The 11,295-nt window shown below is 38.8% G+C and carries 12 protein-coding genes; 2 read left to right on the top strand and 10 right to left on the bottom strand.

Annotation, left to right across the window (positions count from 1 at the left end; all coding sequences use genetic code 11):
• Window positions 1-50 precede the first annotated feature (50 nt).
• The 4 genes from ACWIUJ_RS05125 to ACWIUJ_RS05110 form a co-directional block, all read right to left on the bottom strand.
• A complete protein-coding gene (locus ACWIUJ_RS05125; protein WP_454169394.1) occupies window positions 51-557 on the bottom strand; it encodes a phosphatidylglycerophosphatase A family protein in 507 nt (168 codons plus the stop codon).
• A gap of 37 nt (window positions 558-594) precedes the next feature.
• The gene (locus tag ACWIUJ_RS05120; protein WP_454169392.1) at window positions 595-1,506 is read right to left on the bottom strand and encodes a response regulator; all 912 of its coding nucleotides are present in this window, start codon (window positions 1,504-1,506) and stop codon (window positions 595-597) included.
• Window positions 1,507-1,523: 17 nt separating this feature from the next.
• Window positions 1,524-2,705 (bottom strand): bifunctional 2-C-methyl-D-erythritol 4-phosphate cytidylyltransferase/2-C-methyl-D-erythritol 2,4-cyclodiphosphate synthase, encoded by a 1,182-nt coding sequence (locus ACWIUJ_RS05115; protein WP_454169390.1) that lies wholly within the window; start codon window positions 2,703-2,705, stop codon window positions 1,524-1,526.
• Window positions 2,706-2,856: 151 nt separating this feature from the next.
• Window positions 2,857-4,068, bottom strand: a complete 1,212-nt coding sequence (locus ACWIUJ_RS05110) for a sugar transporter (protein WP_454169388.1) — start codon at window positions 4,066-4,068, stop codon at window positions 2,857-2,859.
• A gap of 83 nt (window positions 4,069-4,151) precedes the next feature.
• Here ACWIUJ_RS05110 and ACWIUJ_RS05105 point away from each other — a divergent pair, with 83 nt between their 5' ends.
• Both ACWIUJ_RS05105 and ACWIUJ_RS05100 read left to right on the top strand, forming a co-directional pair.
• A complete protein-coding gene (locus ACWIUJ_RS05105; RefSeq protein ID WP_454169386.1) occupies window positions 4,152-4,661 on the top strand; it encodes a methylated-DNA--[protein]-cysteine S-methyltransferase in 510 nt (169 codons plus the stop codon).
• Between the two features lie 109 nt (window positions 4,662-4,770).
• On the top strand, window positions 4,771-5,715 hold the full coding sequence (locus ACWIUJ_RS05100; RefSeq protein ID WP_454169384.1) for an aldo/keto reductase: 945 nt from the start codon (window positions 4,771-4,773) through the stop codon (window positions 5,713-5,715).
• A gap of 34 nt (window positions 5,716-5,749) precedes the next feature.
• Here ACWIUJ_RS05100 and hsrA read toward each other — a convergent pair whose 3' ends face one another.
• The 6 genes from hsrA to ACWIUJ_RS05070 form a co-directional block, all read right to left on the bottom strand.
• Window positions 5,750-6,433: a homeostatic response regulator transcription factor HsrA gene (gene hsrA, locus ACWIUJ_RS05095; protein WP_454151168.1), complete on the bottom strand. Its 684-nt coding sequence runs from the start codon at window positions 6,431-6,433 to the stop codon at window positions 5,750-5,752.
• Window positions 6,434-6,585: 152 nt separating this feature from the next.
• Complete coding sequence (locus tag ACWIUJ_RS05090; RefSeq protein WP_454169382.1) at window positions 6,586-7,362, bottom strand: polysaccharide deacetylase family protein; 777 nt, start codon at window positions 7,360-7,362, stop codon at window positions 6,586-6,588.
• A complete protein-coding gene (gene flgL, locus ACWIUJ_RS05085) occupies window positions 7,359-9,905 on the bottom strand; it encodes a flagellar hook-associated protein FlgL (protein WP_454151172.1) in 2,547 nt (848 codons plus the stop codon). Before flgL ends, ACWIUJ_RS05090 begins: the two co-directional genes overlap by 4 nt.
• A 63-nt stretch (window positions 9,906-9,968) precedes the next feature.
• Window positions 9,969-10,574: a molybdopterin-guanine dinucleotide biosynthesis protein B gene (locus ACWIUJ_RS05080; RefSeq protein ID WP_454169380.1), complete on the bottom strand. Its 606-nt coding sequence runs from the start codon at window positions 10,572-10,574 to the stop codon at window positions 9,969-9,971.
• On the bottom strand, window positions 10,574-11,062 hold the full coding sequence (locus tag ACWIUJ_RS05075; protein WP_454169378.1) for a molybdopterin synthase catalytic subunit: 489 nt from the start codon (window positions 11,060-11,062) through the stop codon (window positions 10,574-10,576). The genes ACWIUJ_RS05080 and ACWIUJ_RS05075 overlap by 1 nt, the downstream gene beginning before the upstream one ends.
• Entirely contained in the window at window positions 11,062-11,286 is a 225-nt protein-coding gene (locus ACWIUJ_RS05070; protein WP_454151178.1) for a MoaD/ThiS family protein, read from the bottom strand. The genes ACWIUJ_RS05075 and ACWIUJ_RS05070 overlap by 1 nt, the downstream gene beginning before the upstream one ends.
• Between the last annotated feature and the right edge of the window lie 9 nt (window positions 11,287-11,295).

Genomic DNA, 11,295 nt, shown 5'->3' with positions numbered 1-11,295 from the left:
TTTTGGTGCTTTTGTATGGTAGGGGGAGAATCTAAGTGGATTTTCTCCACTTAAAAATTAAGCTCAAAATACACTAATCCAAATTCTAATAACATAAAAGAGATTTTCGCACACGCTCCACCAAGCACACCAGCGAGTGCATCATCGCCTACGACACCAAGCCCACCACGAACTTCTCTATCAATCTTGCCAATAAATGATGGTTTGGTAATGTCAAAGATTCTAAAAAATACAAAACATAGTCCTATCGCTATGGTTTGGGCTAAAATATTCATTTGAGTAATGTCAAAAAAACTCATTGCCATCCACATTCCTACCAACTCATCAATGACAATGCGTTTATCATCGTGTTTGCCAACTTGCTTTTCATAAATATCAATTTGTTTTATGGCGATTAGCCCAACCAACACCGCGCTTAAAAAAAGGCTTTCTTGAGAGAGCAATAAAAGAGGCAAGCCTAAAAAAATACTAACAAAACTTCCTATCGTGCCCGGGGCAAATCGAGACTTCCCACTGAAAAGCACCGATAAAAATGCTGCTCTAATCCCCCAATCCACGCAAACTCCCTAGCAATCCACACAAATCTCATATTTGTTAGTCTAAAAATTCTTTTTTACGCATAAGTCCGTATTTTTTGCGCTTTTCCCATAGACTTTTGCGACTCATACCGAGCTTTTTAGCAAGTTCTACATCTGGATAACGATTCTCAAATTTTGCAATAATGATTTTTTCATATTCTTTAATCGATAAAATGTCCCCGCCAATTTCTATCGCACTAGAATAACTCGAAATATCCACCACTTGTGGAAATGATATAGCTTCGTTAGATACGATAGATACAATGCAACTGCACTTTCCAATAAGTTCTAAAAACTCTTTCATTTCAGTTTTGTTGAGTTCTTCTAGGTTAGTAATGTAAAAGACTTTGTTTTTGTTTGGTTGAGATTTAAAAAGTTGCCTCCAACGCTCCTCTTTAAGGGTGAGAAATTCAAATTTGATATTACGCATTCGCGCGTATCGCATAGCATAAATATCCGCGCTACGCTGAGAGTTGGTTTTAATAATAAAAGAGGGATTATAAGATATTGGGTTTGGAGTGGAGAGTTCCTTTTCGACAAAAGAAAAGTAATTGCAGTAAAATTCCACTTCACTCTTTAAGTCTTTATAGGATTTGTAATGTTTAATTTTGCGTGCAAGCTCTTCGGTGATAAATGGCTTGATAATGTAATCAGTGATACCACTTTGCAATGGCTTTATAATGGTGTCATCATTCGCATAAGGCACGAGCAAAATGATAATCGCCTCTGAATGCGTGCGCACTAACGCAAGATAATCCCCCTCAATCGCACTAAAAGAAGCAATCACTACATCAAATTTCTTGCGTTCTGCAAGCTTTTCCATTTCTATGATGTTTGATACTACCTCACACTCAAACCCAAAATCACTCAACTTATTGACAATGCTTTGCGCCAAATATGTCTCATTTTCAATAATCAAAACTCTCAAAACCCATTCCTCCTAACTTAATGTAAAAATTTATGCCACGCGATAAAGCGTAAGCAGGCATTTGCATTCACAGCGATACCCTCACTCCGCCCAATAAAGCCAAGTGATTCTGTCGTGGTAGCTTTTATGCTGACTTTTGATTTGGAAATATCAAGAATCTGAGCGATTCGCTCCTGCATACGCGCTTTGTATGGGGTAATTTTAGGAATCTGTGCCATAATAGTAATATCTACATACGACACTTCAAAGCCCACACTTTTGGCATATTGTAATATTTCTTGCAAAAGAATCGCAGAATCTGCGCCTGCAAACTCCTTAGCACTATCGGGGAACCACTGCCCAATATCCCCCGCGTTTATCGCGCCTAATATAGCATCACAAAGTGCGTGTAGCACTACATCGCCATCGCTATGCGCTTTAAAGCCTACATTAGATTCTATACGCACTCCTCCTAGCACCATTGTTTTGCCCTTTTCAAAGGCGTGCACATCAAATCCACTCCCCCAAAAACTTTCATTGCTCGGTGGTGTTAAAATTGCAGAATCTCTAAGGTTGCTATCATCTAAGTGCGTAAAAAACGCCAAATCTTCGTAGTTTGTCAGTTTTTTTAATAAAGGACTACCTTTGATAAAATCAATATTTTTCCCCAATGTGTGGATAGCTGAACTCTCATCACTAAATTCATCTCCTGCTTGCAATGCCTCGCGCAACACATTTGTCTTGCTTAATTGTGGGGTTTGGATAAGTTTAATATCCTCGCGTTGCAAATATCGTCCCTGATAAAATGCCGTATCTGGCACATTTATATATGGCACTGCACAAGAAAAATCTGCATTTGAGGTGCATTCAAGTAGCCTTGTAACCACAGATTTATCGACAATACAGCGCGCGACATCGCTTATTAGGACAAATTCGCTTTTTACCTCTTTTATGGCGTTTCTTACGCTTTCACATCGACTTTTACCGCCAAGCACGATAGTATGATGGCTTAAATTTTTCATATATTCATAGTCTTTTTTGCTTGCCGTGATGATAATTTCATTAAATTTATAGAGTGCGCAAAAATCTTGGAGGACTTTTTGCCAAAGGGCTAAATCGCCTACGCGCAGCCATTGTTTTTTGATTGGGAGATTCTCATCTGCACAAAAACGCGTAGAATCTCCAGCAGCCATAAGGATTAAAGCGATTGATTGCGACATTGCATTCCTCGTAAAAAACTAAAAAAGAATTTTTTTGTGTATTTTAGTATAAAAAAAATCAAAAAAAACTTAAATTGTTACTAAATTATACATTTATTGACTTTAATTTGTAGTGAAGAGTGAAATCACTCATTAAGTGATGTGTGAGTGCTTATTTTTTAGGGAATCTTTTGCTGACAAATCGATGAAATACCCGCGCAAAAGCCATTTTCCGCATAAAAAATATACACGCTCCAAATGCAATGCAACCACCAATATATCCAATGCCCTGCAACGCGATATTTTCACTAATAAGCCCGCCGATAAGTGCGCCACCACCAATTCCTACATTATAGATTCCAGAGAAAATTGACATTCCAACGGCAGTGGCTTTAGTCATTGAGAGTGCGGCAATAGTTTGGGATTGAAATACAAGGTTAAAGAGCATTATCGCGAGCCCCCAAAACACACACAATATAATGATACCGACCTCTGTGAAACTTAAAAGGTGGAGCAAAAGCAAACTTGCGCTAATCCCAAAAAGACAATAAAACACAAAAATGCGGTGGTATCTTTCATAAAATTTTGAAAACAAAAATCCAGCTAAGATTCCCATTACACCAAAAAGCATTAGCACAAATGTAATAATTGCAGAATCTAACTCCGCGCATTTAGCCAAAAATGGCTCAATATAACTATACGCTGTAAAATGTGCGGTAATAATAAAGGCAGTAAGCAAGTAGATTTTACGCAATGGTTTGTTTTTAATGAGGGTTGGAAGTGTGCTAAGTGTGATAGAATCTGTGTTTGGCATCGTGGGGAAGACACGCCAAAATACAATCATCACGAAAAATCCTGCCACTCCAATACAACCAAAGCTCGCCCTCCAATCCATATAAAGCCCGACAATACGCCCCAATGGCAACCCAGCACTAAGGGCTAAGGAAGTGCCAACAATAATACAGCTAAGCGCAAGAGATTGCTTGCCTTTGGGTGCAGCTTTTACCGCCATTATCGTGGCGATAGACCAAAAAAGCGCGTGAGAGAGTGCCACGCCAATGCGCGAAGCCATTAGTGTGAAAAAATCCTGCGAGAGAGCCGAGAGAATATGAGAGAGCACAAAAAAGGCAATCACACCAAGCATTAAACGCTTTAACTCCATTTTTGAAAATACTATCATCAGCGGAAGTGAAGCGCACGCTACGACCCACGCATACATTGTGATGAGGATTCCAGCGTTTGCTTCACTTATGCCAAAGTCATTAGCGATTGCACTTAATAGAGCGATTGGGATAAATTCGCTGGTGTTAAAGATAAATGCCGCACACGAAATCACAATGACGGGCAACCACGCAAAAAATGTGTTTTGAGAATCTTTTACCATTTTGCCTCTAAATATATATGAAGAAATAAGTAGCGCGTATTGTAGCAAAACTGCTATAATGCAAGTTTATTTTAGGAAATAAAATGCGACAAAACATACAGAGATTCTATAATTCTCCTCTTGGCTATCTGCATTTGCAAAGCGATGGAGAAAGCCTTATTGGCTTGACATTTAGCGATTGTTTGAATAAATCTCATAAGGATAAAGAAGAGCCTTGCAACGCACTAAAAAAGACGATAAAGTGGTTAGATATATATTTTAGTGCGGAGATTCCCACATTTATGCCACCAATAAAGATTCAAAGTGGTTCTGCCTTTGCACGCGAAGTATGGGAGTTGCTCCTCCAAGTCCCCTATGGGCAACTTAGCACTTATGGCGCACTTGCAAAACAAATCGCACAAAAGCACAATATTACAAAAATGTCTGCTCAAGCCATTGGCAGAGCTGTGGGAAGTAATCCAATCGCTATTATCATTCCCTGTCATCGCATTATTGGGGCAAATAAGAATCTTGTAGGCTATGCTGGTGGGATTGAGAAAAAAATTACCTTACTTCAAATTGAAGGTATTGATACGACAAAGTTTAGATTCTAAAGGCTTGCATTTTATTCTTGTTAAATTTACTAAAATTTTTATATAATCACTAGCACATCTGCAACTTACAATAAAATTTTTGCGGTGAATTTATTTAAGGAGATTTCTAATGAAAGAAACACAAATGACACACACACTCTCTCGTAGAGAATTTTTCAAAACTTCAGCGACTTTTACTTTGGCTGGCGTTGCTCTTGGCTCGCCGATGTTAGCATTTGGCGCAAGCCCAAAATCAGGCGCAAAAATGCAATTTAGCACGCTTAATGATGGTAGGCAGATTCCACTTGTGGGTTTTGGCACTTCGCGTATGAATGGCGCAGAATGTCAAAAGGCTGTGGAAAGTGCTTTTGGAGTGGGGTATCGCCTTATTGATACAGCACAAATGTATAATAACGAAAATGATGTAGGAAATGCCATAAAGACAGCCCTTAATGGCAAAAAAATCAAACGCGAAGAAATGTTTATCACAACGAAACTCTCAAGTGATATGAGTTATGATGAGACACTAAAATCCACAGAGCAATCACTCAAAAACCTCCAAATTGATTATGTTGATTTATTGCTTATTCACAAAAACTACAAACGCTCCAAAGATATGTATAAAGCAATGGAAAAACTTCAACAAGAGGGTGTGATTAAATCACTAGGAATCTCAAACTTCGCCCCAAATGATTACAATAAGTTTATTAAAAATTGCAAAATAATCCCAGCAGTCAATCAAATGGAAACACATATATTCTTCCAGCAAACTGCTTTACGCAAGGCAATGCAGGCAAGTGGCACAAAGTTAGAGGCGTGGAGTCCTTTTGCAAATGGCAAAAATGACTTTTTCAAAAATGAAACGCTCACCAAAATTGCCAAAAAGCATAAAAAAAGTGTCGCGCAAGTCGCGCTTCGATTCTTAATTGAGCAAGATATTGTCGTGATTCCTAAAAGTTCAAAGGTTGAGCGTATGAAAGAAAATATCAATATATTTGATTTCGCCCTTGATGATGAGGATAGACAAACTTTAATCGGGCTTGACACAAACGAGCCGTTGTTTAAGTGGTTTTAATTATTTTCAAGAATCTAGCTTAAACCTTATGGCTTTAAGCTAGCTCGCTTGGTCCTTTTGGATAGCAAAATCGATAACCGCGTCTGCGCACCGTTTCAATAGTGCTAATGCCTAGTGGTTTGTCCATTTTTTGGCGGATTTGATTGATAGCCACTTCAATGACATTTGGTGTTACAAGCTCTGGCTCTTCCCAAATGGCATCAAGAAGTTGCTCTTTAGATACGACTTGGTCTCGGTGGCGAGCAAGGTAGATAAGCACCTCAAAAGGCTTGCCTTTGACATCGACTTCCCTGCCTTTGTATATGACTTTTTCCTCATCAGGGTTGATACTGAGTTCTTCAATTTCAATCACACTCGTATCCCATACTTTTAGTCGTGTTTTTAGTCGTGCGATGAGGGGTTGTATATCAAGTGGTTTGGAGAGGAAGTCATCAGCACCACTTTGAAATGCGCGTATTTCACTTTCTCCATCGGGTTTATTGGCAATCACTACGACAGGTGTGCGCGCATTTTTTTCTTTTACTTGTTCTAAAACTTCTAAGCCCATACCATCAGTAAAGAGCCAACCACTTAAAACTAAGTCATAATTGCGAATGCCAATGTAGTAGCCTCCGTCTTTGAGATTCTCTGCGACATCTGTTTGATAGCCATTGGCGTTAAGTGCCTTACTCAGTTCCTTTGTTAAGTTTGTATCGTCCTCTATGATTAAAATCCGCATTACCTTTCCTTTGTAAAATTTTGTGGAATTGTAGCACAAGCAAAGCTAAATGTATTCCAAAACTTAAAGTTTCCTTTAATTTTGGATATATATTCGTGTGGGACGAACTTTTATAGCTTATGTTATGGTTGCGATGTGAATGAAGTAAGAGATTATAAAAGAAAACTAAAAAGTTTGTAACTTAGGCTATTTGCACAAATAGCAAGTTGTTTTTTAAACCCAAAAAAGCTATTATTTGCGTATAAAAGTTTATTGCTATCAAGGTTGCCATCGCAAAAATTTTGCCCGATTTCTTGTGTATAAAATGATTGTAATCCCATTTTTTTAGCTGTGCGTAGTAAGTTTTGGTCGTATTCACCACGAGGCCACAAAAGATGAGAGGTTATCACGCCTAAATGTCGTATGATTAAATCAATAGAGAGTTGCAAATCCTCATGGAAAGGTTTATTGACAAAATTATCAAGCCGATAAGTGTGTGTCATTGTCCCAAAGCTCACCACATCATTCATTTTTTTTAGCTCTTCCCAAGTGCAAAACATTGCGCGAGGGTTTTTGGTAATTTCTAGCATTGCCTCATCGTGTGGAATCTCTATGGCATTTATGTTTGATTGTCCTTCTAAAGATTTTTTCGAGGATTCATCAATCCATTCTGTGGCGATAAAAAGTCCAGCCTTTAGCCAATAATGCTGTAAAATAGGATACGCATTTTCATAAAAATCTCTCCATCCACCTTCAAATATAAGAAGCACACTGCGAGGAGGATTTGGCTCATTGGACTTTTTGAGTGTGAGATATTCATCAAGGCTTAAAAAATTATACCCCTTTTTTCGCAAATACATCATTTGCTGTTCAAAGGCACTGACACTAATGCTGTAAGAATCGTTAATATCTCTAATATGTTCATAACGGATAATTGGAATATTTTTCATAGGAAATTCACCAAAGACATTTGATTGATACGACTTGTGCTATTAAGCACGGCGTTATAATTATTTGTAAGATTGGCAAAGTGATTGTAAGTCGCCGCAATATCTGTGCCGATATTATCACCTTTGATTCCAGAAATTTGCATTTTTAAAACCTCGTTTCTATGGATTGCATTTTCAAATGCTCTGCCGTGAGAGCCATTAAGGGCTATCATTTTTTCAATATGGTCGCTATAATGATTAAACCGCTCGATACTATTTTGTATACCGAGATTACGCATATCTTCAGAGTATTCCCTATCAAATGGATTTGGGCGATAGATTCCCTTTCTCACCGCATCAATCATAGCATCAACTCCTTCAAAAAAATTTAAATCTGGCTCATCAATGGTAATGGCGTTATTAGCATTAAAGGCAAGAAATGTAGTATCGTGGCGCAACGCAGATTCCGAAAAATCATTGCTATTTTGGTTGTAAATCATAAAATCCATTCGCGTAACAGAACGCATTTTATCATCAATTTCTAGCTTGCCTTGCCTGTTGAGATTTACCTCTACCTTTGATTTTGTGGCTTGCAAGAGGTTTTCATACGCCCATTTTGCTTCTTGTGTGGGGTTGCCCTTTTTTATCGCTCCAGCTTGCTTGTAAAGTTTTGGGTCGGTATTTGAGTAATTAAGTGCCACAGCAATAGCGTCCATTAGCTGGCGATATGTGAGGTCATCAGCTTTTGTAATGCTTACCACAGGAGGCTCATCGTGTGGATTATACAGCGGGATAGCCACCTCTTCATCATCATTTTGGAGGATTAAAAATGAGCCTTTTTCGTTGCTTAGCTCGATTCTCGCATTGACTTTTACGCCATTGTGGTCTGCGAGCTTTATATTGTAAGTTTGCCCATCAATGCTACCGCCTGCCACTTCAGAGAGTTTTGTCTCATCAGTGGCGAAGCCCGTTCCATTATTAAGCACTTGAGAGACATTTGAGATAAGTTTCGTGCCACGATGTTCAAAGGCTAATCTATCATACTCAGCTGTGTAATCACTCCTTAATCCAATCATAGGCTCTCCAAGCTCATTATAAGTGCTTAGGACTAGACTAAAGCCACTTTGTCCATTAAATGGTGGATTTTTCATATCATTGTCTTTGTTTCTCACATTGTGGTCTCTAAAGACAATTTCACCATTGGTAATTTCTCCATCAAGATTCCCACCAAAATGCTCGCTTACTCGTTTGATGACATCACGCACTTCTAAGCTATCATCAATAACAATGCGCAATTCCTCAATGGGTTCTTCATTGATTTTCCCATCATCAGTGTTTGGGCGCGTGCCAGAGAATACGAGCTCTTTTACACCATCAGCTACGACATCACGCATTTTTGTGGCACGCACCGCTACTTCGTTATTTTTGGTAAGGAAAGTAGTTGGAATCCTATGCACCCTGTAATCATAGTTATCACGCACACTCACAATAGAATCTTGGCTAAAAGTGCCTAAAAACGGACTTTTTTGAAAGCTCGTAACCCGTGCGCCTATGCGTGCTAGCTCATCGACATTTTCTACATCTTTATCACTAGAGATAAGGTGAAATTCTAATTTAGAGTTTCCTGCTATAAGATTTTTAATCTCAATCTGCCCCCACGCATTAAGCGTTACATCTACGACTTTTGTTTGTGAGGTATTCCCAAATTCTTTCCCAATCTTATCGAGCAAATCTTGCACGGTGCTAGCGTTTTTTTCATCAATAAAGCCCACATCAAGTGCAAACTTAGCTTTAAAACTCTCACCATCTGGGCGCACACCACGCATATAAAAATATTCTTTGCCATCATTGCTTGGATTTCTATCATCATCACCAATCAAATCACGCAATCTATCTGTCGCTTTGATATAAACTTCCTCTGGCACATCACCACGGCGGATTCTATCCATAATGTCTGGGTTGAGTTTGCTTTGGTTGAGTTTGCGAATGTTGGTTGAAATGCTCTTATGCCAATCAGAATCTCGTGAGAAAAATAACTCATTCCCCGTGATATTATATTGCATTAGATTTTGCGAGCTAATGAGAGTTTGAAGAATCTCATCGTTGCCTTTATATTCGCCCTGTGGAGTAAAAGGACGCATTTTTACATTGCTCCCAGAGAATATAAATTCCCCCCCAATGGAAGTATTAGCGACATTTATCATATGGTCTCTTAGCTTTTCTAAATCTTTGGCGATGGCTTCGCGTGAAGTAGGCGAATGAATGTCGTTTGCCGCTTGGATAAGTTTGGTGTTGAATTTCACCATTGTCTCAGAGAGCTCTGATAGGGCTTTATCCGTATTGAGCGTGCGGGTGTAGGCAGTTGTCGCATTATCAATGCCTTGAGCTAAGCCAAGCTCCTCATAATCAAGCTTTAGATTCTGATTAAAAACCGAGCTATCTTGGTAGCCGTATTGAATCTTAAGCCCAGAAGCGATTTGAGTATTGGTTTGATTGAGCTTTTTTTGCATAGCATTTTGGTAGTAATTCATTTGGTTGTATTTTGTGCCAAAAGTAATACGCATACACTCTGCCTTTGTTTCTAAAATCTCTTTGCGGAATCTAAAGCAAAAATAGTGCCCAAGTCCTCAAGTGAGTTTTGTGATAAATTGGGCTATTTGCTTAGGAGCATCAATATCAAAAATAGGCAAATTTGGAAGTTTTGCCATTTTGTGCTTATCACTAGTAATCTCCCTACTAAGCGCAAAGGCGTTTGCATAAGGGATATATGTCTCATCAATTTCTTCCCTAAAGAGGACAATTCTTGGATATGGCAAGTGCTTTAATCCCTCAATAAGCACCACATCACAATCATCAAAAAAGCCAATGATTTTTTGAAACTCTGTGCATTCATATTCGCTTATATCTTTAAATGCGGTATTCTTAGATTCTTTTAAATTTGCACAATCCACAGAATCTGTGGCGAGATTCTGTGGATTGTGGTTGCTTTGATTGCTTGATAAAATGGTGCTTTTTTGCGGAGAGATGATAGCCACGCGTGGAGCAACTTGAGAGAATTTAAAGCTATCTTTGTTGTGCTCTTTTCCTTGTGTGTCAAATTCTGCTTTGTTTTTAGGGTCGTGTTTAATGATATTTACGCGCAAATCCATTTCGCGCAATGCCAGTGCAACTTTGCAAATAAGCGTGGTTTTCCCGCTATTGCTTTTCCCGCTAAAACAGACAATTTTTGGCATTATGATAAGATTCCGCTTCCGGCTATTTTTTGACTCTTTGAGAGGGCAAAAACACGCTCGCCTTTAATAATGTCGTATTTCCAAATAGGCGCGTTTGCCTTAAAATCCTCGATAAAGTTCTCATACAAGCCCAACGCAGCTTTACGCTTAGAGGAGATAACCGCACACATAAACGAACTTCTGCCCTTTGGCACATCACCCGTTGAGTGTGCCATTAGTAGAGTTGCTTCTTGTTGCTTGGCTATCTCTTGCCATTTATTAAACCACTTCTGTAAAAGTGGCTCATATACATCAAAACTTAACCCCTCAACCAAGTCATTTTCCAAGTTTTTGTGGGTATTTTGCAAATCTTCTTGGCTTTTTTCCTCCCGCACAAGTCCCTCAAACACACATAGCGCACCACAATTTTGCGCCATTGCGTAATTTTCCCATTGTGTGTAGATTTCACCCACGCACAATGCACCTTGATACAGCGTTAAAAATTCCATTATCCACCACAAACGGGAGGCAAAATGGCAATCTTATCGCCATTTTTTAGCACAAAGTTATTATCACTGATGATTTCATCATTTACAGCCACAGCACATATTTGTAGCCATTTTACTAATTCTTTTTTCTGTGCGAGTGCTTGTTTTAACTCACCGAAATTTTTTGCCTCACATTGCATAATGCCAAAATTACTTAATGGTCCTAAAAATTCCACACTTACCATTTATCCCTC

The organism is Helicobacter sp. 23-1046 (genome assembly GCF_053654635.1).
This window is presented reverse-complemented; position numbering and strand designations above follow the sequence as displayed.

Coding starts and splice junctions, on each gene's coding strand:
- ACWIUJ_RS05115 (WP_454169390.1), bottom strand. CDS start 2,705: ATGTCGCAATCAATCGCTTTAATCCTTATGGCTGCTGGAGATTCTACG.
- ACWIUJ_RS05110 (WP_454169388.1), bottom strand. CDS start 4,068: ATGGTAAAAGATTCTCAAAACACATTTTTTGCGTGGTTGCCCGTCATT.
- ACWIUJ_RS05105 (WP_454169386.1), top strand. CDS start 4,152: ATGCGACAAAACATACAGAGATTCTATAATTCTCCTCTTGGCTATCTG.
- ACWIUJ_RS05100 (WP_454169384.1), top strand. CDS start 4,771: ATGAAAGAAACACAAATGACACACACACTCTCTCGTAGAGAATTTTTC.
- hsrA (WP_454151168.1), bottom strand. CDS start 6,433: ATGCGGATTTTAATCATAGAGGACGATACAAACTTAACAAAGGAACTG.
- ACWIUJ_RS05090 (WP_454169382.1), bottom strand. CDS start 7,362: ATGAAAAATATTCCAATTATCCGTTATGAACATATTAGAGATATTAAC.
- flgL (WP_454151172.1), bottom strand. CDS start 9,905: ATGCGTATTACTTTTGGCACAAAATACAACCAAATGAATTACTACCAA.
- ACWIUJ_RS05080 (WP_454169380.1), bottom strand. CDS start 10,574: ATGCCAAAAATTGTCTGTTTTAGCGGGAAAAGCAATAGCGGGAAAACC.
- ACWIUJ_RS05075 (WP_454169378.1), bottom strand. CDS start 11,062: ATGGAATTTTTAACGCTGTATCAAGGTGCATTGTGCGTGGGTGAAATC.
- ACWIUJ_RS05070 (WP_454151178.1), bottom strand. CDS start 11,286: ATGGTAAGTGTGGAATTTTTAGGACCATTAAGTAATTTTGGCATTATG.